The sequence below is a fragment of the Acinetobacter sp. UBA6720 genome, assembly GCF_002454215.1.
Taxonomy (GTDB): domain Bacteria; phylum Pseudomonadota; class Gammaproteobacteria; order Pseudomonadales; family Moraxellaceae; genus Acinetobacter.
This window is the reverse complement of sequence record NZ_DKIK01000044.1, coordinates 1-21,043: the sequence shown is the minus strand read 5'-3', so window position 1 is coordinate 21,043 and position 21,043 is coordinate 1. Positions and strand designations below refer to the sequence as shown.

Genomic DNA, 21,043 nt, shown 5'->3' with positions numbered 1-21,043 from the left:
AAAAAAACCAAGCCTAAGCTTGGTTTTCTAAATGTATTACACTGAATTAGTCTTCAAAATGAATCACTGTACGGATAGATTTGCCATCATGCATCAAATCAAACGCTTCATTGATTTTGTCGAGCCCCATAGTATGAGTAACAAATGGAGCTAAACGAATGTCTCCACTCATTGCTTCTTCAACCATACCCGGCAGTTGTGAACGACCTTTTACACCGCCAAAAGCAGTCCCTTTCCAAGTACGACCAGTAACCAGTTGGAACGGACGTGTTGAAATCTCTTGGCCTGCACCTGCTACACCAATAATCACCGACTGTCCCCAACCACGGTGAGCACATTCCAATGCTGAGCGCATGACATTGGTGTTACCAATACATTCAAAAGAGTGATCAACTCCCCAACCTGTCATTTCAACAATCACTTCCTGCACAGGACGGTCGTGCTCTTTCGGGTTTACAAAATCCGTTGCTCCAAATTCTGCTGCTAATTTATATTTGTCAGGGTTCGTATCAACCGCAATAATACGACTGGCTTTAGCCTTTTTTGCACCTTGTACAACTGCTAGACCAATACCACCTAGACCAAAGACAGCAACGGTATCGCCCTCTTGTACTTTGGCTGTATTTTTAACTGCACCTAAACCAGTGGTTACGCCGCAGCCCAATAGACACACGTGCTCTGGGTTCGCATCTGGGTTAATCTTCGCCAAAGATACTTCAGCCACTACAGTATATTCAGAAAAAGTTGAACAGCCCATATAGTGGTAAATCGGTTGACCATTGTATGAGAACCGAGTGGTACCATCTGGCATCAAACCTTTACCTTGAGTTGCACGAACAGCTACACATAAATTGGTTTTACCTGACTGGCAGAATAAACACTCGCCACACTCAGCTGTATATAGTGGAATAACATGATCGCCCGGCTGAACGCTAGTGACACCTTCACCCACCTGAACCACGATACCCGCACCTTCATGGCCTAAAACCGCAGGAAAAACACCTTCAGGATCATCACCAGATAAAGTAAATGCATCGGTATGGCAAACACCTGTATGCGTAATTTTGACTAAAACTTCACCCTTTTGCGGTGGAGCAACATCAATTTCTACAATTTCCAGAGCTTGTCCTGGTCCAAAGGCAACGGCCGCACGTGATTTCATTTTCGCTATCCTTAACAGCTATTTAACAGATGAGCTACAGTAACCGCTTTTTATTCACGGTTTCAACCTATAACATGTGAAATATATAACTTATAAAAATTAGGTCTTTAAAACCAATATGCAGATATCAACTTTTTGTAGACCACTAATTGTACTGAGTACAGCTTTTACACTAGCGGGATGCCAACTCGCCCCCAATCAGGCTAAGCCCTCAGCCCCAGTCGAAGTTTTTGCACAGCATTGGCTCAATGAGCAAGACGTATCTACACAGCAAAAGCAAGGGCTTACAGCCTATTTGGCGCTTGATGAGGCCTTCATGAGTATTGCTTCACGTCTACATTTGATTCGCGAAGCTAAACACAGTCTGGATGTTCAATACTATATTTGGGGGGATGACTTTATTGGTCATATGATGTTACATGAACTGCTAAATGCTGCGGATCGTGGTGTAAAAGTACGCTTATTAATTGATGACCAAAACGGCACTGCATTAGATGAAACGTTCAAAACATTAGTCGCTCATCCCAATTTTGAAATTAAATTGTTCAATCCTTACAAATACAGACATTTACGTGTGATTGATTATGCTTTCCGCTTCAAGCACATCAACCATCGTATGCATAATAAACTTATCATTGCCGATGGCGCCATTGCCGTAACTGGTGGTCGTAACATCAGTAGTGAATACTTTGACGCCAGTGAAAACTTCCAATTTACCGATTTAGACATTTTGTTTTATGGGCAAGCTGTAGAGCAAGCCAATCGTGTATTTCTAGACTTTTGGAATGATGACTTAAGCTACGCTGTACCACAATTAATCGGTCAAGGAACTCAACAAGCGCTGACTGATTTGAGACAACATTACGAAGCTGATGCTTTAGATAAAAACGTCATTGAGCGAAAAATTGATCGGGCACGATCAGAAGTCAATACAGAGCTGAATCAACACCCTGTAAATTGGGCTAAAGCACATTTTATTGCAGACTCTCCCAATAAAATTCGTGCGAATGCAAAGCCTCATGAAATGATTGTCAATCAAATGTTTAATTTGATGGGCAAGCCCGAACAGCATATGGAGTTAGTTTCAGCTTATTTTGTTCCAACAACGGCTGGTACGGAGTATCTTTCAAGCCTTGCGAAAAATGGTACTCGCGTTCGCGTTCTGACCAACTCTTTATTTGCCAATGATGTGGCAATCGTTCATGCATTTTATAAAAAATATCGCCACGATTTACTTAAAAATGGCGTAAAGCTGTATGAGTTTAAACCTTATATTGAAAGAGAAAATCGAACATGGTATGAAGTTGCTACAGGTAATGTGATTCCAGCAAAAGGCAGAAGCTCATCTCGATTACATGCCAAATTTTTTGACATTGATGGAAAAGTATTCATTGGTTCATTTAACTTCGACCCACGTTCAGCTCATTTAAATACAGAAGTGGGCTTAGTCGTGGAGTCGGATCAATTACAAAATGCAATTTCTGAAAAGTTAGATCAGTATTTGCCTCATATTGCCTATGAATTAAAACTCGATAAACAAGGTCAACTCATTTGGCTCGACCGTCAAAGAGATGGCACTATTATTGAACACCATAAAGAACCCGAAACAACCAAATTCCAAAGATTTATGATGAAAACTGTCTCATATTTACCTATTGAATGGATGATGTAATGACAAAGAGATGACGATCAAACATTTTAACTCACTTACTCCGACTCACTATACACTGCACAAAGTCTTCATATTGATCATTTGGTTTAAAAATAAGTTGAGCTAAAAGCCAAATGTAGTGAACGTTATGAAAAAATGAGCCCAAACTCATCTTATTTAATACTTAAATTCGCTCATAGCTTTGAAAGATTTTACTCACTCCAGACTTTGATTTAACATATCCAACTTTCGTTATATCCCTCCTTTTAAAGCTCAGTAATGCAATTTTTTGATTTAAGCCAACAGTTTAATTTAAGCAATATTTTAACCCCATATAAAACACTTGATGATTTGGCTAAGCAAGAGTGGGTTCTAAGTAAAGTTCGTGTAGAGCATGATTGTTTAAGTGATCAAGACAATATAGAAGGACAAGTGGTTTTAAAGTCCAACGAAAATATTCAAATCGAACTCGAATGGCTCATCCAAGATACTGGACATGAACTATTGATCCAGTTTAAAGGAATAGAAACGCCAGTAACCGAAGAAACCTTTGTTCTCATCAAAGGTGCCCAGTTAATAGATGAAAGTCGAAGTCCTCTTTCCTCAAGTGCACTCAGTCTCTGGTTAGATGGAACTTTATTTCCCTTACTACCACAACTACGCCAGCAAATTAAAGCACGATTGAATTTATGGGACTATGTTGAATATGATGATTAATACAAATCATTTATCCATCAGATCAACTAAAATGACTTAAAGTAAGCCTATTTCTTTAAATAAGCATTGATAAGCATCAGCTTTTTTCTCTAAAGCCAAAGGATAAGCGCGCGAAGAGGATGGCATGCGATACAGACTCAAGTCTCGTCCTGCAAAATGTGTCTCAGACTTCATTCCAATTTGTGGTTTTAAAGTCCCATTAGGCATAGACAGCATGAGCGTATCAGTGGCTTTATCACCGGTGGTCATGACATTATGACACTCGGGCATTTGTTTAAGTAAATGTTGTAGATTAGTCGGGGTAACGATTTGTAGAAACTTATCCGAAGCATTGCCTTTTTGGCGGATCACTTTATAGGCTGTATCAAATATCGCAATACCTCGTTCATTTAAAAAAGTACGGATTTGTTGTTCTTTAAATGTCTTCTGCTCGATATTGAGAAAATAGTTTTTATCTTGAAAAAAACACAGACCAAATATTTTCCACATATCATTTTGAAAATTTGGATAATAAAAATCCATTTTCCAGCGTGTTTTCGGTGGAGGAAAACTACCTAGTATTAATAATTTGGCATTCTGTGGTAAAAACGGTTTGAGTGGATGTGTTTCAATTTCAACTGAGGTCGTCATAAATTATTTTAAACCCGTTCAAAATGCTGACGTATTTTTTCAGCTACTTGTTTACCCCATAGCTGATAAATTTCTTTGCTCGGGTGAAAGCCATCCTCTGCCATATCCAAATTCAGATTTTTAAATTTCTCTAAATCGTATTCAATCCAATCCATCTGCTGTTCTTGCGCAACAAATTGACTGAGTTTTAAATTCATCGCTTTAGCATATTGACCAAATAACCATGCAAGTGGGTTTGGAAGTGCAGGAAACTGATCCATCGGAGGTACTCCCGATGCAATCGTCAGTTGTGGGCTAAATTTATGTTTGAGTATTTGATAAAGTTGTTTCTGTTTTACGATCCAAGCCCGTGGCGAGGTAAATTTTGTAATGTCATTGACACCGACAGAAGTAATAATCACATCAAAATGTCGTGTCTCAAGTGTTTGAATGGCATGAATGACTTGATCTGTGGTGAAGCCAGTCGTTGCATGTAAATAAAATTGAATACTAAATTCAGATGACAGCTCAGTTAAAATTGAACCCAATAACGCATCATCCTGCACATTTACACCAACACCTGCTGCCGCTGAGTCACCCAAAATGAGTAATGACAGTGTTTTGCCTACACCTTTTTTTCCAACGCGCTCACCAATTGGCTCGGGCAGTCGTGGTGTATTTTTTTTTACTTGGTAACCCTGTAAAAGAATGACAGGAACTAAAACAAGTGTATAAATTTTTAAGCGCATGTTAGCTAACTAGATCTTCGGTAGCCTAAATATAAAAACAGTATACGTTGAATTGAATCCATGCAAAGAATGAAAAACTGTAAAGTTAAAAAACATATTTAGAAAACTGCCATAACACACAAAGTAAACATGTGGCATTTCCTACATTCAAATTCACTATTTTTAATATATGAACGACCATAAACATGCCAGTCGAGCGATTTATACTCTCAGTAGATCAAGTCAAAAATCCATCTCTTTTCAGCTTATTTTTTATTTTTCTAAATGACAAATATAATCAACCACTTCGCTTGCCATCATACTAAAGCGACTATTGGCAGGCACATCAAAACTTTCACCCGCATGATAAAGCATCATCTCAGTCTGTAACCCAATTTTGACTTGGCATTGACCTGAAACAATTTCAATATGTTCCGCAACATGTGTTTCAAAAGTTAAAGGTTGATCTGTAGGCAAAATAACCCCTAGGGTCTTTTGTGAACCATCTTCACATTGAATGACATGACTGATTGAGCGCCCACCAAAGTGAACATTGGGTTTTTTTCTTACCGAAACAAAGTCGAACTGATTTGACATCTTCATCACCTCTTTTCTTCAATGCTACACTGATTTTATGACTAACTCATGAATCCATTCAAATGCTCATCTGACATAACAGTATTTGTTTAGAAATACCCTGACATTGTTCAAGATAAAAAGGCTGATTTACAGCCTTTTTATCTCAAGGATTAGCCCAGTTTATTAACCAATTTCAGTGGTAGAACTTTCATCGCTAAACCGAGCGGTAACCAAGGCCATTTAGGAACATAGGCTTTTACGGGAGCTTTTTCAATTTCTGCTGCCAAGAGTCGTGAACCTGTTTTTTCATCCACTTCAAAAGGCAGTGGTTTAGCACCCTCGTTGATTTCGGTACGAATATAGCCAGGGAAAATCGTGGTGACTTTGATTGGGGTATTCAGCAGTTCTGCACGGATCCCTTCAGCCAAATGTGCAACACCTGCTTTACTTGCACCGTATGCTGTCAAATGTTTCGGCATACCACGGACTGCACTCATAGACGAGATAACAACCAAATGTCCTGCATTTTGCTCACGGAAAATTTCAACCGCAGCTTCACACTGTGCCAAAGCTGAAATAAAGTTGGTTTCTACCGTAGCTTTATTAATTGCAAAACTTCCTTTACCAATACGACGCCCATCACCAATTCCAGCATTGACAATGACTCGATCTAAATGACCAAAGTCTTGTTTAAATGCGCGAAACACTTCGAAGACTTGTTCATAATTGGTCACATCTAAAACTTTAGTTATGACTTTTACCCCGTACTGGCTTTCAAGTTCTTGCTTTAAGCTTTCAAGGCGTTCCAAGCGCCGTGCACAAATAGCCAAATTGTAGCCTTTCTGTGCAAATTCGCGTGCCATACCTGCACCAATACCAGAACTTGCCCCTGTAATTAAAATTGTTTTAGCCATGTCTTAATCCTTCCCTTAGATCCATGTCAATAAGTTTGAGTTTTCGGCTTTAATAAAATGATGTTCATTGAGGCTTAACAGTTGTGGTTCATTCCCCACCAAGCGCAAAGTGGTCATACTACTGTTGGCAATGGCCCAATTTAAAGCGAAGGTTTTATTTGGACTCAGTCCTAACAGCTTACCAGCCACCACAGAAATTACGCCGCCTGACGTAAATACCACTGCATAACGAGGCTTAGTTTGTGCCAGTTCATCACACAAATCTTGTAAAGCACCTTCAATACGACTTTTAAAAGCAGGCCACGATTCATCATATTCATGATGATAGTCACCACCTGTCCAGCGTTCAATTGCCCCTTCAAATATCTTGGCCAAATAAGCACGTGGATTGGATTCTTTGGCCACATCAGCTTTGAGTAAGTGCGGCTCATTAAAACGCGGTTCATAGTGAGCAAAGACTTGCTGATGATTAAACTCATTCCATGCAGAATTGGTCAAAACATCCACTTCAGGAAAACATTCCGCCAAAGAAATACACGCGGTTTGCTGATGTCGTTGCATAGAGCCAGACACCGCTACAGGTGCTTCTTTTAAAATTTGATCAAAATATTGACCCAAAATTTTGGCTTGCAACTCTCCATTTGGTGAAAGTTGGTCATAACTTTCAGCACCAAAAGATGCTTGTCCGTGGCGAATGAAATAAATAGTGGTCATTTACCTAAAATTTCCTTCATTTTGACAATATATTTTTGTGCCACATCATTGGCCTCAATTTTCTGTAAACCAATCAGTTTGAGCGCGCGAATGTGTAAAGCATGAATGACTATCCAAAAATCTTTAAAGGCAGGGTTATTGGTCTGTTTATGGTGATAACGATAATAAATCTGTTGTGCAATTACAGCTAAACGGAAAATGCCAAAGACTTCATAGAAAGTCCAATTGTCCGTTTCTAAGCCTGTTTTTTCTAAATAATAATCCACCACTTGTTTACGTGTGAACATTCCCTTTAAGTTAGTCGGCTGGCGACGTGTCGCTTTAAACAAAGCATTGTCAGATTCTTCAACCCAATAAGCCAAAGCCGAACCTAAGTCCATGAGTGGATCGCCAAGCGTTGCCATTTCCCAATCTAAAACGCCAATAATTTGCGTCGGATGATTCGGATCTAAAATGACATTATCAAAACGCCAATCATTATGAATCACACAGGTTTTTGAATCCGCAGGAATGTTGTCTTTGAGCCAATTCCGCACATATTTAAATGAAGGCACATTAATGGTTTTGGCTTTCTGAAAGCGTGCATCCCAACCTTCAACTTGACGGCGGCAGTAACCCTCACCCTTGCCTAGGTTTTCCAGTTCTGTGCCTTGATAAGGTACTTGATGCAACTCGATGAGTTTATCAATCACATTGACACATAACTCACGAACTTGGGTTTCACTGAAATTCAACTCTCTAGGCAAATTAGCACGTGGAATAATGCCTTCTACGCGTTTCATTACATAGAAGTCACAGCCAAGAACAGATTCGTCCTGACACAATGCAACCATTTCAGGTAAAACAGGATAAAAAGGACTTAAGTTTTTTTGTACATGATATTCACGTGCCATGTCATGTGCAGATTTGGCTTTGGTCCCTTTAGGCGGGCGACGTAAAATCAGGTCAAGATTGTCGTATTTCAACCGATACGTCCAGTTCGATGCACCACCAGAGTATTGTGTCACCTCGACCTGCCCTTGTAAGTCGACACCTTGTGCTTTGAGCCAGTTTTCTACGGCTACAGCATCCAGTTCTTCACCCGCCCGAACTGTTCCACCTACATCAATCGCTGACATTTTCTTTTTCCCAAACTATCAATCTTTTCTTCACGGTTTAGAAGATCATCTATTCTTTTCAAACTGCGAACCAAATAGATGATCTATCCCACTCTTATTTTTTACGACGTGTACTATGTCCACGTTTTGCTAACTCTAATTTGGCAATCATGCCTTTATGCACTTCATCTGGTCCATCTGCCAAACGCAGTGAACGAGCTTGAGCAAAGAAGCCAGTCAAAGGTGTATCTCGTGATACTCCTGCACCGCCGTGAATTTGAATGGCCATATCAACCACTTTTTCAAGCACACTTGGTGCAACCACTTTGATGGCAGAGATTTCTGTTAATGCCGCCATATTCCCTAAAGTATCCATTTTATACGCAGCATACAAGGTTAATAAACGTGCTTGATCAATCGCAACACGCGCATCTGCCACACGCTCTAGGTTCCCACCTAGTTTTAAAATTTCTTTGCCAAATGCAGTACGGCTCATCCCACGGTCAATCATTAACTCTAAAGATTTTTCCGCAGCCCCAATACAACGCATGCAGTGATGAATACGTCCAGGCCCTAAACGACCTTGCGCAATCTCAAAACCTTGACCTGCGCCACCAATAAAGTTAGAAACAGGTACACGAACATTATTAAAGCTAATTTCGCCGTGACCATGTGGAGCATCATAGTCACCAAAGACTGGTAACATCCGTTCTATTTTGACTCCAGCAGTTTCAACAGGCACTAGAACCATCGAATGTTGATGGTGGCGATCTTTGGTTTCATCGGGTGTATGCGCCATAAAAATAATAATTTTGGCATTTGGGTCACCTAAGCCTGAAGACCACCATTTACGTCCATTTAAGACAATTTCATCGCCTTCGATCACAGCTGTTGCTTGCATATTGGTCGCATCAGATGAAGCAACAGCAGGTTCTGTCATACAGAAAACAGAGCGAATTTTTCCATCTAGGAGTTGAGTCAACCATTGTTGCTTTTGCTCTTCTGAACCATAACGCCATAATACTTCCATATTGCCACTATCAGGTGCATTACAGTTAAATACGGTCGGCGCAAGAAGACTCCGACCTGTAAGTTCTGCAATGTGAGCATACTCTTGTACGGATAGACCTTGGCCCAATTCTGGACACGGCAAAAACATATTCCATAAACCCGCAGCTTTTGCTTTTGCTTTTAGCACTTCAAGTTGTGCAGGCCACTGCCATTTAGTCCAGTCCCCACCTTGATTGAGCTCATGTACTTCATGCCAGAACTCGATTTCAATAGGTTCAATTTCATTTTGAATAAATTGTTTAGTACGTTGTACATAATCTTGAGCACGTGCTGATAGTTCAAACATGACGACTTCCTTCGATATATTTTGATATTTCCGCTTTACATCAACATAACCTGAAAACTAATATGAACAAAATGATTTTATTTTATAGACAAACATGACTAATATTCATAGTAAGTCTCCTATCGACATGGGACTTTTTCATCGTATTGATATTAATTTATACCCACTTTTTATTGCCATTTATGAGCAAAAAAGTATTTCAAAAGCAGCGCAGATCTTGTCGATTACACAATCTGCGGCAAGCCATGCCTTGCAACGCTTACGGGGGCATTTAAAAGATGATTTGTTCGTTCGTTCGGGCAGCCAAATGCTTCCAACCCCTTTTGCCGAGCAAAGTTATCCCATCATTAAAAGTGCTCTAATTGCAATTCAAAGTATCTCTATTCAGCAGCAAAGCTTTGATCCAAACATGGTAAACAGCTTAAAAATTGCCATTCATGATGAAATCGAACCTATTATTTTCCCAAAGTTAGTTGCTCACTTTCAGAAACTTGGCTTAAGTATTCAATTCGTAAGTAGCAAACTCGACCGCAAAACAGTCGATGCTGATTTGGTTTCTCAGCAAATTGATTTTGTGATTGACTTAGAGCAAAATTTTGGTGAAAGAATTCAATTTAATAGCTTAGTTAAGGACCAATTTGTCGCATGTACACTACTTAAACAGATTGATGCGAATACTTACTTGGCTGCCCCGCATATTGGTGTGTCTTCGCGGCGTACTGGCGTTTTGGTTGAAGACATTTATTTAAATCGGAAACAACTATCTCGGCAGGTCTTTTTACGCTGTCAACACTATTCCACTGCATTGCAAATTTTAGAGCAATACCCCAATGCAATTTTAACGATTCCTAAAAATATTCTGACTCATCTCAATATCTCTCCGTCTCTCAATATTTTTGATGTGCCTATTGAACTGCCGAAAATGAATATTGGTATTTATTGGCATAAGAATTTGTCTGAAAATAAAAGACATCTTTTTTTGAAATCTGAAATTTTTAAAATTTTTGCTTAGGCTATTTGTTATTATATCTTTTTTTTGCTTAGGCTATTTTATAGAGCCAAGCTAACCTGTATATAGATGCTTTATAGAAAGATTTTTTGTACCTTGATTAACAAAACTATCATCCCTTGGTTTAGTTTATTCATTATCGAGGCAGTGACAAAAAATTGTATCTGTATCCTAAATCACCATGTCAGTGTTCATGGTGAGACCGTATGGATGATGTAGTTGTGAATGTAGATAGATGTAAAAGTAGGCGATGAAATATGCATATTAAGCTTTGGTTGAAATCAAAGCATACACATCAGGATTGTGTTTTTTATGAAAATTATCTTAAATTATAAGCTTTCAGCTTTGCTTTCCAGACTGCATATCTAATGAAAACGTGACTTTAAATTTGATGCTAATTCGCTTTATTGAATAACAGTATCGTAAACTCAGATCAAAGCTAATCCTACTAAATAGTCGCTTATTCTAAGCAGAAGCTTTAAAATAGAGATAAAAGACAACTGTAATGAATTAGCACATATAGGTATGCAACAACAAAAACCACACTATCCTTTGGGAGCTCATCTCATAGTCAAGCATTTTGGCTATACGCATCACGGCATCTATGCTGGGCGTGGGCGTGTGATTCATTATTCAGGTTTTGCTCATCTTTTTAGAAAGCACCCCATTGAAATGACCTCGATTGAAAATTTCAGTCATGGACGTAAAATTATTGTTAATCAATACCAAAACCCAAAGTATAAGGGCCGTAAGGTTGTGCGACGAATGCGGTCACGTATGCATGAAAACAACTATCATCTTATTATTAATAACTGTGAACACTTGTGTACCTGGGCCATTACGGGCGTTGAAAGCAGCCCACAAGTCATTAAGATGATGAACCGACTGACGACTATTGGTTACGTCAGTTCTGTAATGAGCTTTATGAACAGCCTCATGTTAACGCTCACCACGACCTGTTTTGCTTTGGTACTCTATATCAAGAAAAAATTACGTGATAAAGCCAAACGGCAGATTGGTAGCTATCTTGAGTTTAAAGAACAACGCTCTAAAAAAAATCACTAACGCGAACGAAGTTGAAATGGCGGAAACTTGTCTTCAACCAAATTGAGTTGAATATCATACTCTAACCAAGCTTTCGCACCATCAAGCACGGTCGTAAAACCACCCGTAGCATCCATCACGTAATGCATCAACTCATTGCCCTGAAGCTCAATGTCATAGTTTCGAATCATGACATAGGTATTCATACTGTCGATTTGCTCAAATACGAAGTCAACTTTGGTTTTAGGTGCTTCCCATTCAATACTAATAAGTTCATGCTCAACGACTTGTAATACATGAATAGAGTGCGTAATTTGGTATTTATCCCATGTCCAATCCACAACAGCCCCTTTTTCAATATAACCCGATGACTGACTGAACCAAAATTTAGTGGTAATGAGTGGGTCAACGAAGGCATTAAACACAATATTCACGGAACGCCGAATCAACATTTGGGTTTCGATTACTGTAGTCATTTTTATATCCTAATCATTTTTAAGCTTAGTGATAGCACATCTTGATGAACCAAGAATATCGAAGAATTGTTATGGCTTAGATGATGCCGATCTTCTCTTGAGTATTTGTTTTAGTTAACGCAGATTCGCTTTATGTGGACTCATTTCAGGGGGTAGAGGATGTTTGAGAGAGCTGAGCATTTCACGTTCTATTCCACGAACAATTGCATCCAAAGCCAAATCGTTTTCCTGAAGCCCAAAAGGTTCTTCTAACTCTGCACTTAACGCATCTAAACCTAAAACAAGATAAGCAATTAATGCCACGATCACGGGTGACCAGAAACCTAAACTGGAACTTAGGCTAAAGGGCAAAATCACGCAGAAAGAATACACGGCGCGATGTAATAGAACAGAATAAGAGAATGGTAATGGCGTCGATGAAATACGATCGCAACCTGCATGAATATCTCCCATTGCAACTGTATGCTGGCGTAAACCACTGTAAATAATGTCGCTAATTTCTCCTTGCTTATAAAGGACGGTCAAATCTTTTTGTGCAAGCTCTAATACGTATTGAGGTTGATTTGAATGATTCTTTAACACTTGCCACTCTTCATCTTTGAATTGTGTTTTTTCTCTATAATGTTCAAATGCATAGCTTTGTTTGCGTAAACGGTCACGGAGTAAATGACTAAATAACATGACGCGATACATTAAAACTTCACGCGCTGTATCATTTAATACATAGCTATCACGAATTATATGTCTCGAATTGGCAATCAATGCACCCCACAGCTTGCGCCCCTCCCACCAACGGTCATAACATGCCGTATTTCGAAAACTTAAAAATATAGAAAGAATCACACCAAACACGGTGAAACCAATAGTTGGTACCGCAGGAACAGAAACAAAATGCTGTGTAGATAAATAAACCAATAGCGTTGAGATCAGAACACCAACCATTAGTGCAGGAAAAACCTTGGGGAGTATGGTGCCACGCCATGCAAAGAGTAATGCAAAACTATTGGTTTTATCTCGAACAATCACAGTTCATTCCTATTGATTTCGCTACGAAAAGGCTCAACCGAAGTTGAGCCTTATATCTATTTCCACATCCATAAAAGCATAGCTTTATTTACTGTTTAAGCAAAAGCCTTATTTCGGCTTAAAACTATCTTTTAAGTCCAAAATACGGTTAAACACTGGTTTATCACTGCTATGGTCGTACTGATCTGCAACAAAATAACCTTCACGTTCAAACTGGAAGCGTTCTTCAGGCTGTGCTTGTGCAAGTGCAGGCTCAATCACTGCTTGTACAGTTTTCAATGACTCAGGGTTGAGATGTACAAGGAAATCATCATCCGCATCAGGTGCTGCTTCGTTAAATAAACGATCATAAATACGGACTTCAGCTGAAATACCTTTTGTCGCAGATACCCAATGAATCACACCTTTAACTTTACGACCTTCAGGGTTTTTACCTAAAGTTTCAGGGTCAATTGAACATTTCAATTCAACCACTTCACCGTTTTCATCTTTAATTACTTCATCGCACTTAATCACATAAGCATGACGTAGACGAACTTCACCACCCGGAATTAAACGCTTGAAGCCTTTTGGTGGTTCTTCTTCAAAGTCTTTACGGTCGATATAAATTTCAGATGTTAATGGGATCACACGCTCACCCATGTCTACATTTGGATGACGTGAATGAGTTAAATCTATATCGTTAGGCAAATTTGTGAGTGTGACTTTGAGTGGATTCAATACTGCCATACCACGAGCAGCTGTATTTTCCAAAGACTGACGGATGCAGTATTCAAGCATTGCAACATCAACAATACCATCTGACTTCGATACACCTACACGCTTACAGAAGTCACGTAGACCTTCTGGGGTAAAACCACGACGTCGCATACCGACAACCGTTGGCATACGTGGGTCATCCCAGCCATTAACATAACCACCTTCAACCAATTTACGTAATTTACGCTTAGAGGTAATGGTGTAGTCTACATTTAATCGACTCGACTCATACTGACGTGGTACTGCTTCCGAGTGAACTTTTTCAACCACCCAGTCATAAAACGGACGGTGGTCTTGGAACTCTAGGGTACACAATGAGTGAGTAATCCCTTCAATTGCATCTGATAATGGATGCGCATAGTCGTACATTGGGTACATTTTCCATTTATCACCTGTTTGGTGATGCTCTGAATGGAGTACACGGTACAAAATAGGGTCACGCATATGCACATTTGGAGATGCCATATCAATCTTGGCACGCAGAACAGCTTCACCTTCTGCAAACTCACCATTGTTCATTTTTTCAAAACGCGCAAGGTTTTCTTCAACTGAAGTATCACGATAAGGCGAGTTTTTACCTGGCTCAATAAAGTTACCGCGGTTCAAACGAATTTCTTCAGGTGACTGTAAATCAACGTAAGCATCACCCTGTTTAATCAGTTGAATCGCCCATGTATGGAGTTGATCAAAATAGCTTGATGCATAACGCGGTTCACCATTCCATTCAAAACCTAACCACTTAACGTCATTGGCGATCCCATCGACATATTCTTGTTCTTCTGCATCAGGGTTGGTGTCATCAAAACGGAGGTTACAAGAACCATCAAATTCGTTAGCAATACCAAAGTTTAGGCAAATCGCTTTCACGTGGCCAATATGTAAATAACCATTCGGCTCTGGTGGAAAACGTGTGACAACTTTTTGCGTACGTCCTTCGGCCAAATCTTCGGTAATCACTTGGCGCACAAAGTCTAAGCCTGGCTGTTGTTCTTGCTGCGCTGCGACAGAGGCATTGTTACTTGGTGTCGGGTTATTTGGCAGTGTTGAAACAACATCATTCGGCTTCATAGTTTAAAAATCACTTTGATGAAAAAATTGAGGAAAAATAGGCTGCGCTACATGAGCATAATTCTAACCGATCTATCGGCTAATTTATGAATATTTTACAGCCCCTTAAACGATATTTGATCTATTTTACAAAGAAAATAACGTTTTTACTTGCCTTGTAGTTTACAGTTTGCTTATGCTTCTCACAACCAAAAAACCCATGGCTTTGATGTCCATGATCAGGAGATTACACAATGAGTTTTCCTCAAGTCGAATTAAACACCAATAAAGGTCGTATTGTTCTTGAACTTAACAACGAAAAAGCACCGATTACTGTTGCTAACTTCTTAGAATACGTACGTGACGGTTTCTATGACGGCGTAATTTTCCACCGCGTGATCGACGGCTTCATGATCCAAGGTGGTGGTATGGATGAAAACTTCAAAGAAAAAGCAACACGTGATGCAATTGAAAACGAAGCTGATAACGGCTTAACCAATGACCTTGGTACAATTGCAATGGCACGTACACAAGCACCTCACTCGGCATCTGCTCAGTTCTTTATTAACGTGGGTAACAACTCGTTCCTTAACCACTCGGGCAAAACGGCTCAAGGTTGGGGTTATGCAGTTTTCGGTAAAGTAACTGAAGGCCTAGACGTAGTAAACGAAATTAAAGGCGTTCGTACTGGCAACCGTGGCTACCATGCTGACGTTCCACTAGAAAACGTTGTAATTGAATCTGCTAAGATTATTTCTGAATAAGAATCCCTCCTAACCTCCCTTTAAAAAAGGGAGGAAGTCCCTCTTTTTAAAGAGGGATTTAGGGAGATTAAATTAAAATGGAAACTTCCGTGACCTATCTGTTTATCGCCGATTTACACTTGTCACCAGATCACCCTCGACTCATTCGGGGGTTTTTAGATTTATTAGATGCTTATAAAAACAAAAATACCCAGCTGTATATTTTAGGCGATTGGTTCAACGCATGGATTGGCGACGACTACACAGCTCCTTGGCTAGATGAAATCGTAAGTGCGCTACAACAATTTTCAAATGCAGGCAATCATATCTACTTCTTAACAGGTAACCGTGATTTTGCTCTTGGACAAACATTTCTTGATCAATTCAATGGGGAACTTTTATCTGAAATCACGACACTTCATATTGCAGGAAGTATCATTCGTATTGAACATGGTGACCTACTCTGCACGGACGATATATCTTATCAGCGTTTCCGGAAAATTATTCGTAACCCACTATTGCTGAAATTATTAAAAAATACACCTCTTAGCTTTAGACAAAAACTAGCCAACGGCTTTCGTAAAAAAAGTCATCAAGCACAGCAGTTGAAAAGCTATGAAGTGATGGATGTGAATCAAGACGCGGTTCAAACAGCCCTAAAAAATGTCGATTTACTCATCCATGGACATACCCACCGTGCCAATATTCATGATGTCGAAGGTAAAAAAAGAATTGTGTTAGGTGACTGGAAAGAAGATTCCGCTCAGATTTTAGAAATTGATCCGACACAAAATGATCATGCATTGTATTTAAACACGTGGCGGTATTAATCATCTTTTAAACATCTAATCCAAGTACACTATGTCGCCATTGACTTAAAGTACTACAATGATTCATTACTTATGTGTCCGTGTTTTTCTAAGTTCGGTGGGTGTAATTCCAAATAACTGTTTAAATTTACTGGTAAATTTTGATTGTGAATGATAGCCGCATTGCTCTGCAATTAGTCCTATTGGCTCCATTGTTGTTTGTATCAAATGTAAACCATACCCTAGTTTGGTTTGGCGAATCAAAGATAAAATATCAATTTCTTCGGCAATAAGTTTTCTTCTTAAGGTCGATTCACTCATTGCAAGTTGCGTTGATAACCGCTTCATATTCCATGCAATACTCACATCATGACTGATAATGTCATGTATTCGATGCCCAAGAGAAGAATTTCTCGCAATCGCGCCCACATCTGCATACCCTAAACAGTAAAGTAGCTGTAGTATCTCCTGCCTTCTAAAGTGCCATGTCTCAGGTGGAGAGACGAGTGACCATTCAATCAATTGCATTAACGTTGTTTTTAAAATATCGTGTATTTCCCCTTGAAAATAATTTTTCTGACTCGCCCCTGCATGTTTGAATTGAACAAAATCCTGATAATCAAATTCTATAAGCACTGCAACATATTCATCATGTTCATTTGGAATATTTCTCATATCTATTTTTGGGCTATTCGATAAAAATACAAAGGAGCCTTGTGGGCATACAATCTCACCACTAGAGCCGAGCTGCTTTTCACCAGAAAGTACAAATATGATTAACGGTTTTATAATCGGAGCACTCAATATAAGTTGCTCTTGTTTAGATGAATACAACGAAAAAGGTAATTTTTTCTTTTCATTTACGAGTTTTTTTACTAACCCTAATACTTCTTGCATACATCAATAATCATATTAATTTTTGATAAAATACAACCTAATGTGAATAAAGTCATATTAAATTCAAATTTTCCCAAAAACACTGTCTAAAGCAGAGTAAATGCTTGAAACAGTGTGAGATGTATTTGGCTATATAGATTAATCACGCTGATATAAAGCAGTTATTGTGCTGGAAGCCAGAGCATTTGCCCGAACCATATACCCTGTTAAAGCACCTGATGCATTTTCAGGTAGATCCAACTTCTTAGATAAAGCAAAAACTGTAAATTGATAACGATGTACACCATGTCCTTGGGGTGGGCATGCACCGCCAAAGCCTGCTACACCATAATCATTTTTAATACTTAGACTTCCCTTCGGCGCCAAGTTTCGACTAAGATCACCTGCCCCTGTCGTTAATACAGTCACATCTTTCGGAATATTAACAATTTGCCAGTGCCACCACCCACTCCCCGTTGGAGCATCGGGGTCATACGCTAGAACAGCAAATGCTTCCGTTCCTTTTGGCGCGCCATGCCAAGAAAGTTGTGGTGATAGATTTTGACCATTACACCCAAACCCTTGAAACTCCTGAGCTTGACTCATCAATTGATCTTGTGAAATATCGGTACTTTTCAGTATGAATTCATCGGCCCAAGATGTTGCACCAATACCCAACATACAACTAGAAATCAATAGCTTAGAAAATAAATGACGCATATAAGATAGCCCTATTGTTATACCTCTTGATATGTAAAGTATAAAATATCTAAATCCAGTCACTTATCCCAAAACCTAGCAACTTTTATCCTTTTAGGTGTCAAATACAAATCAATTTAAATCAATTGCCATAAGCCCGATAGATTACGGCTATCTCAACCATTAACGTTTTACAGTGACCAAGAGAAAACTTGTAGATATAAAGCAACTCTAAGCCATTGCGAAAAATATGCTGAAATTGGACCTAAAACTTATTTTATCTATTACAATTATTTTAAGTTCGATTTGACTGATGACTAATGGACACTCTGATTACTGCAAAAACACGATATACAACTAAAGCTTATGACCCGAATAGAAAGATCCCTCATGAACAGTTTGTTCGATTATTAGAAATTCTCCGCTTAACGCCATCATCTATTAACATCCAACCTTGGCACTTCTTCATTGCAGAAAATACAAACGCCAAAGAGCGAATTGCCAAAGCATTGGTGGGTAAATATGCATACAATGCACCCAAAGTTTTAGATTCATCACATACCATTTTATTTTGTACCAAAGCCGACATTTCTGAACAGCATTTAGAAAATTTACTTCATCAGGATGAGCTCAACGGACGTTTTAAAGACGATGCCGCTAAACAAGGACAAAAAGACAGTCGCTCTGGTTATGTAGACTATTATCGTAATGAAAAAGGCGATATTCAGCGTTGGGCGGAAAACCAAACCTTTATTGCTTTAGGCCAAATTCTATTAGCAGCCGCTAGTGAAAAAATTGATGCAACACCGATCGGTGGCTTTGATGAGTCAATCATTAGTGAAGAACTCGATTTAGTCGCGAAAGGTCTAATTCCCTCTGTACTACTCACATTGGGCTACCGTAGCGATGCCGACTTTAATGCCAAATTACCCAAGTCTCGACTAAACAACGTAGATATTTTCACGCAGCTGTAATGATAGCTATATATAAAGAAGGGACTCTAAGTCCCTTCTTTATATTTTAGGTCTGAAAATTGCTTATTTATTTTTAAGCTAAATCATTTCAATCTAAACAAAACAAAAATAGTGAGGTTACTGATGTCAGTTACACCGTATATGCCAATGAAGTTTGAGTGTGCTCGTTGCAATAAAATCTATTTACGTCAGTATGAAAATAAAATACACACCCATTACCCTAACTGTCCCAGTTGTGAGCAACCAGGTTTATTACTCGGTATTGCTGTGCTTGAAGATCTACTCAAACACCCTCAGTCTTTTGTCCGCAATTTTTTTAAACAGACATTGCATAAGCTAAACAAGCTACACTGGTAATACCCAATACAAGTCCAATCGCTGTTGCGGGCTTCAGCTTTTCTTTAAATAAAACCAGTCCGCTCAGCACACCTAAAAGTACCACCATAATATTCATGCCCGCAAAAACCACCGCAGGGCTGTCCTTGAGTAGCAGATGTGCTTTGACATACAGTGCGATGTTGGCAAAGTTCAACACGCCAAGACATAAACCAGCCACAACGTTTTTGGTTAAGCCGACATTTTTTGTGGTCACGGCAACATAACTAACTGACAATAAAAATGCACAAATAAACATCAGGTTTAATGCAACAGAAAATTGGACACCTAAGCCTGTAGTATATTTGAGTAAAATGTCTATCAGCGCATAACCAAACCAAACAAGTGCTAAATACCATACAGCCTGCTTTTGCCCCTCTCCGCCACCCGATGCATTGGTAAATAAAATGCACATCACGGCAGCAAGACCTAACCCTACCCCAACAATTTTCAGCTGATTAAACTGTTCTTGAAAAATAAAATAAGCCGCCAATAAAGACAAAATTACCGATAAGCGTTGTGCGATTTCTGTTTTGACAATACCCGCATATTGCAAAGACTTGGCTAAAAATAAAAATACACTCGGCAACAAGACACCAAGCGTTATAATCAGCCACCAAGGTGTATTTGAAATAGAAACGTGGCTAAGATCAGGTTTAAACCAGAAATAGCATAACAAACTGGCTGAAGCATAGTTCCAGCTGATCATCTGAATTGGATCAAAACCTTTGTTTTTACCCCATTTTAAAAGAATGGAGACCACCACACTACAACAGGCCGCAGCAAATATCAGTTTCATAGCACACTCTTATTATTGTCGCCTTGAATATAAACACACATAGAAAAGCCCACATCAAGGTGGGCTTTTCCAATATAAATCATTCAAAATGAATTATTTATAATGTTCAACCATTTTCTCTAAAGAAATTGGACGAATCTTGTCAGCATTGCCCGCTGTACCAAATGCTTCATAACGGTCAACACAAATTTGTTTCATTGCATCTACAGTTTTTGCGAAGAATTTACGTGGGTCAAATTCACTTGGTTGTTCAGCCATCATACGACGCATTGCACCTGTTGATGCTAAACGCAAGTCTGTATCAATGTTGATCTTACGAACACCGTGCTTGATTGCTTCAACCAGTTGTTCAACAGGAACACCATAGGTTTCTTTGATGTCACCGCCATACTGGTTAATGATCGCTAACCATTCTTGAGGAACAGAGCTTGAACCGTGCATAACAAGGTGGGTATTTGGAAGCGCCGCATGAATTTCTTTAATGCGGTCAATCGCCAAAATATCGCCTGTAGGTGGACGTGTAAACTTATACGCACCATGTGAAGTACCGACTGCAATTGCAAGTGCATCGACATTGGTATCTGCAACGAACTGACGAGCTTCTTCAACAGAAGTAAGAAGTTGAGAATGATCGAGCACACCTTCAGCACCCACACCATCTTCTTCACCCGCCATACCCGTTTCAAGGCTACCTAAACAACCGATTTCACCTTCAACTGAAACACCGCATGCATGCGCCATTTGTACTGTACGACGTGTTACATCAACATTATATTCATAAGTTGTTGGTGTTTTACCGTCTGCACCCAATGAACCATCCATCATCACTGATGAGAAGCCCAATTGAATTGAACGTTGGCAAACGTCTGGATCTGTACC

The 21,043-nt window shown here is 39.3% G+C and carries 23 protein-coding genes; 8 read left to right on the top strand and 15 right to left on the bottom strand.

Features of this window, described 5'->3' with window-relative positions; all coding sequences use genetic code 11:
* Positions 1-46: 46 nt before the first annotated feature.
* A complete protein-coding gene (locus B4F08_RS03790) occupies positions 47-1,162 on the bottom strand; it encodes an S-(hydroxymethyl)glutathione dehydrogenase/class III alcohol dehydrogenase (protein WP_151706416.1) in 1,116 nt (371 codons plus the stop codon).
* Between the two features lie 118 nt (positions 1,163-1,280).
* On the opposite strand from B4F08_RS03790, the gene B4F08_RS03785 reads away from it, so the two are divergent.
* Positions 1,281-2,834, top strand: coding sequence for a phospholipase D family protein (locus B4F08_RS03785; RefSeq protein WP_119063460.1), 1,554 nt, complete (start codon positions 1,281-1,283; stop codon positions 2,832-2,834).
* A gap of 258 nt (positions 2,835-3,092) precedes the next feature.
* Complete coding sequence (locus tag B4F08_RS03780; RefSeq protein ID WP_086210059.1) at positions 3,093-3,530, top strand: hypothetical protein; 438 nt, start codon at positions 3,093-3,095, stop codon at positions 3,528-3,530.
* Between the two features lie 36 nt (positions 3,531-3,566).
* Here the strand turns inward: B4F08_RS03780 and B4F08_RS03775 are convergent, their stop codons facing one another.
* The 7 genes from B4F08_RS03775 to B4F08_RS03745 form a co-directional block, all read right to left on the bottom strand.
* Positions 3,567-4,160, bottom strand: a complete 594-nt coding sequence (locus tag B4F08_RS03775) for a uracil-DNA glycosylase family protein (RefSeq protein WP_291373264.1) — start codon at positions 4,158-4,160, stop codon at positions 3,567-3,569.
* 8 nt (positions 4,161-4,168) lie between these two features.
* Positions 4,169-4,888, bottom strand: coding sequence for an SGNH/GDSL hydrolase family protein (locus tag B4F08_RS03770; RefSeq protein WP_110973989.1), 720 nt, complete (start codon positions 4,886-4,888; stop codon positions 4,169-4,171).
* Between the two features lie 252 nt (positions 4,889-5,140).
* Positions 5,141-5,464 carry a pyrimidine/purine nucleoside phosphorylase gene (locus tag B4F08_RS03765; RefSeq protein ID WP_086210062.1) on the bottom strand — a complete coding sequence of 108 codons (324 nt, stop codon included), beginning with the start codon at positions 5,462-5,464 and terminating at the stop codon, positions 5,141-5,143.
* A gap of 152 nt (positions 5,465-5,616) precedes the next feature.
* On the bottom strand, positions 5,617-6,360 hold the full coding sequence (locus B4F08_RS03760) for an SDR family oxidoreductase (protein ID WP_086210064.1): 744 nt from the start codon (positions 6,358-6,360) through the stop codon (positions 5,617-5,619).
* 15 nt (positions 6,361-6,375) lie between these two features.
* The gene (locus tag B4F08_RS03755; protein WP_086210065.1) at positions 6,376-7,074 is read right to left on the bottom strand and encodes a histidine phosphatase family protein; all 699 of its coding nucleotides are present in this window, start codon (positions 7,072-7,074) and stop codon (positions 6,376-6,378) included.
* Positions 7,071-8,192 (bottom strand): phosphotransferase family protein, encoded by a 1,122-nt coding sequence (locus B4F08_RS03750; protein ID WP_119063456.1) that lies wholly within the window; start codon positions 8,190-8,192, stop codon positions 7,071-7,073. Before B4F08_RS03750 ends, B4F08_RS03755 begins: the two co-directional genes overlap by 4 nt.
* 94 nt (positions 8,193-8,286) lie before the next feature.
* Positions 8,287-9,528, bottom strand: coding sequence for an acyl-CoA dehydrogenase family protein (locus tag B4F08_RS03745; protein WP_291373260.1), 1,242 nt, complete (start codon positions 9,526-9,528; stop codon positions 8,287-8,289).
* 94 nt (positions 9,529-9,622) lie between these two features.
* On the opposite strand from B4F08_RS03745, the gene B4F08_RS03740 reads away from it, so the two are divergent.
* Both B4F08_RS03740 and B4F08_RS03735 read left to right on the top strand, forming a co-directional pair.
* Positions 9,623-10,540: a LysR family transcriptional regulator gene (locus B4F08_RS03740; RefSeq protein ID WP_110973985.1), complete on the top strand. Its 918-nt coding sequence runs from the start codon at positions 9,623-9,625 to the stop codon at positions 10,538-10,540.
* Between the two features lie 522 nt (positions 10,541-11,062).
* Positions 11,063-11,602, top strand: coding sequence for a lecithin retinol acyltransferase family protein (locus B4F08_RS03735; protein WP_086210069.1), 540 nt, complete (start codon positions 11,063-11,065; stop codon positions 11,600-11,602).
* Here the strand turns inward: B4F08_RS03735 and B4F08_RS03730 are convergent.
* From B4F08_RS03730 to B4F08_RS03720, 3 genes are all read right to left on the bottom strand, one after another.
* Complete coding sequence (locus tag B4F08_RS03730) at positions 11,599-12,057, bottom strand: SRPBCC domain-containing protein (protein WP_291373257.1); 459 nt, start codon at positions 12,055-12,057, stop codon at positions 11,599-11,601. The genes B4F08_RS03735 and B4F08_RS03730 overlap by 4 nt on opposite strands.
* A 114-nt stretch (positions 12,058-12,171) precedes the next feature.
* On the bottom strand, positions 12,172-13,083 hold the full coding sequence (locus B4F08_RS03725; RefSeq protein ID WP_291373255.1) for a bestrophin family protein: 912 nt from the start codon (positions 13,081-13,083) through the stop codon (positions 12,172-12,174).
* A 108-nt stretch (positions 13,084-13,191) separates the two neighbouring features.
* A complete protein-coding gene (locus tag B4F08_RS03720; protein WP_291373253.1) occupies positions 13,192-14,910 on the bottom strand; it encodes a glutamine--tRNA ligase/YqeY domain fusion protein in 1,719 nt (572 codons plus the stop codon).
* 233 nt (positions 14,911-15,143) lie between these two features.
* On the opposite strand from B4F08_RS03720, the gene B4F08_RS03715 reads away from it, so the two are divergent.
* Together B4F08_RS03715 and B4F08_RS03710 are read left to right on the top strand one after the other, a co-directional pair.
* The gene (locus B4F08_RS03715; RefSeq protein WP_110973981.1) at positions 15,144-15,653 is read left to right on the top strand and encodes a peptidylprolyl isomerase; all 510 of its coding nucleotides are present in this window, start codon (positions 15,144-15,146) and stop codon (positions 15,651-15,653) included.
* Positions 15,654-15,742: 89 nt separating this feature from the next.
* The gene (locus tag B4F08_RS03710; protein WP_291373304.1) at positions 15,743-16,462 is read left to right on the top strand and encodes a UDP-2,3-diacylglucosamine diphosphatase; all 720 of its coding nucleotides are present in this window, start codon (positions 15,743-15,745) and stop codon (positions 16,460-16,462) included.
* A gap of 66 nt (positions 16,463-16,528) precedes the next feature.
* Here the strand turns inward: B4F08_RS03710 and B4F08_RS03705 are convergent, their stop codons facing one another.
* Positions 16,529-17,338: a helix-turn-helix transcriptional regulator gene (locus B4F08_RS03705; protein ID WP_291373251.1), complete on the bottom strand. Its 810-nt coding sequence runs from the start codon at positions 17,336-17,338 to the stop codon at positions 16,529-16,531.
* A 138-nt stretch (positions 17,339-17,476) separates the two neighbouring features.
* Positions 17,477-17,998, bottom strand: coding sequence for a YbhB/YbcL family Raf kinase inhibitor-like protein (locus B4F08_RS03700; RefSeq protein WP_228147013.1), 522 nt, complete (start codon positions 17,996-17,998; stop codon positions 17,477-17,479).
* Between the two features lie 338 nt (positions 17,999-18,336).
* On the opposite strand from B4F08_RS03700, the gene nfsB reads away from it, so the two are divergent.
* Positions 18,337-18,990: an oxygen-insensitive NAD(P)H nitroreductase gene (gene nfsB / locus B4F08_RS03695; RefSeq protein WP_086210076.1), complete on the top strand. Its 654-nt coding sequence runs from the start codon at positions 18,337-18,339 to the stop codon at positions 18,988-18,990.
* Positions 18,991-19,113: 123 nt separating this feature from the next.
* Complete coding sequence (locus B4F08_RS03690; protein WP_086210077.1) at positions 19,114-19,347, top strand: hypothetical protein; 234 nt, start codon at positions 19,114-19,116, stop codon at positions 19,345-19,347.
* Here B4F08_RS03690 and B4F08_RS03685 read toward each other — a convergent pair.
* Positions 19,307-20,164 (bottom strand): DMT family transporter, encoded by an 858-nt coding sequence (locus B4F08_RS03685; protein WP_291373248.1) that lies wholly within the window; start codon positions 20,162-20,164, stop codon positions 19,307-19,309. The genes B4F08_RS03690 and B4F08_RS03685 overlap by 41 nt on opposite strands.
* A 93-nt stretch (positions 20,165-20,257) precedes the next feature.
* On the bottom strand, positions 20,258-21,043 hold a 786-nt coding region (locus tag B4F08_RS03680; protein ID WP_291373246.1), incomplete at its 5' end, for a class II fructose-bisphosphate aldolase.

What these genes read in the sequence shown, in the direction of transcription:
- B4F08_RS03790 (WP_151706416.1), bottom strand. Translation starts at nt 1,162, where the DNA reads ATGAAATCACGTGCGGCCGTTGCCTTTGGACCAGGACAAGCTCTGGAA.
- B4F08_RS03785 (WP_119063460.1), top strand. Translation starts at nt 1,281, where the DNA reads ATGCAGATATCAACTTTTTGTAGACCACTAATTGTACTGAGTACAGCT.
- B4F08_RS03780 (WP_086210059.1), top strand. Translation starts at nt 3,093, where the DNA reads ATGCAATTTTTTGATTTAAGCCAACAGTTTAATTTAAGCAATATTTTA.
- B4F08_RS03775 (WP_291373264.1), bottom strand. Translation starts at nt 4,160, where the DNA reads ATGACGACCTCAGTTGAAATTGAAACACATCCACTCAAACCGTTTTTA.
- B4F08_RS03770 (WP_110973989.1), bottom strand. Translation starts at nt 4,888, where the DNA reads ATGCGCTTAAAAATTTATACACTTGTTTTAGTTCCTGTCATTCTTTTA.
- B4F08_RS03765 (WP_086210062.1), bottom strand. Translation starts at nt 5,464, where the DNA reads ATGTCAAATCAGTTCGACTTTGTTTCGGTAAGAAAAAAACCCAATGTT.
- B4F08_RS03760 (WP_086210064.1), bottom strand. Translation starts at nt 6,360, where the DNA reads ATGGCTAAAACAATTTTAATTACAGGGGCAAGTTCTGGTATTGGTGCA.
- B4F08_RS03755 (WP_086210065.1), bottom strand. Translation starts at nt 7,074, where the DNA reads ATGACCACTATTTATTTCATTCGCCACGGACAAGCATCTTTTGGTGCT.
- B4F08_RS03750 (WP_119063456.1), bottom strand. Translation starts at nt 8,192, where the DNA reads ATGTCAGCGATTGATGTAGGTGGAACAGTTCGGGCGGGTGAAGAACTG.
- B4F08_RS03745 (WP_291373260.1), bottom strand. Translation starts at nt 9,528, where the DNA reads ATGTTTGAACTATCAGCACGTGCTCAAGATTATGTACAACGTACTAAA.
- B4F08_RS03740 (WP_110973985.1), top strand. Translation starts at nt 9,623, where the DNA reads ATGACTAATATTCATAGTAAGTCTCCTATCGACATGGGACTTTTTCAT.
- B4F08_RS03735 (WP_086210069.1), top strand. Translation starts at nt 11,063, where the DNA reads ATGCAACAACAAAAACCACACTATCCTTTGGGAGCTCATCTCATAGTC.
- B4F08_RS03730 (WP_291373257.1), bottom strand. Translation starts at nt 12,057, where the DNA reads ATGACTACAGTAATCGAAACCCAAATGTTGATTCGGCGTTCCGTGAAT.
- B4F08_RS03720 (WP_291373253.1), bottom strand. Translation starts at nt 14,910, where the DNA reads ATGAAGCCGAATGATGTTGTTTCAACACTGCCAAATAACCCGACACCA.
- B4F08_RS03715 (WP_110973981.1), top strand. Translation starts at nt 15,144, where the DNA reads ATGAGTTTTCCTCAAGTCGAATTAAACACCAATAAAGGTCGTATTGTT.
- B4F08_RS03705 (WP_291373251.1), bottom strand. Translation starts at nt 17,338, where the DNA reads ATGCAAGAAGTATTAGGGTTAGTAAAAAAACTCGTAAATGAAAAGAAA.
- B4F08_RS03700 (WP_228147013.1), bottom strand. Translation starts at nt 17,998, where the DNA reads ATGTTGGGTATTGGTGCAACATCTTGGGCCGATGAATTCATACTGAAA.
- nfsB (WP_086210076.1), top strand. Translation starts at nt 18,337, where the DNA reads ATGGACACTCTGATTACTGCAAAAACACGATATACAACTAAAGCTTAT.
- B4F08_RS03690 (WP_086210077.1), top strand. Translation starts at nt 19,114, where the DNA reads ATGTCAGTTACACCGTATATGCCAATGAAGTTTGAGTGTGCTCGTTGC.
- B4F08_RS03685 (WP_291373248.1), bottom strand. Translation starts at nt 20,164, where the DNA reads ATGAAACTGATATTTGCTGCGGCCTGTTGTAGTGTGGTGGTCTCCATT.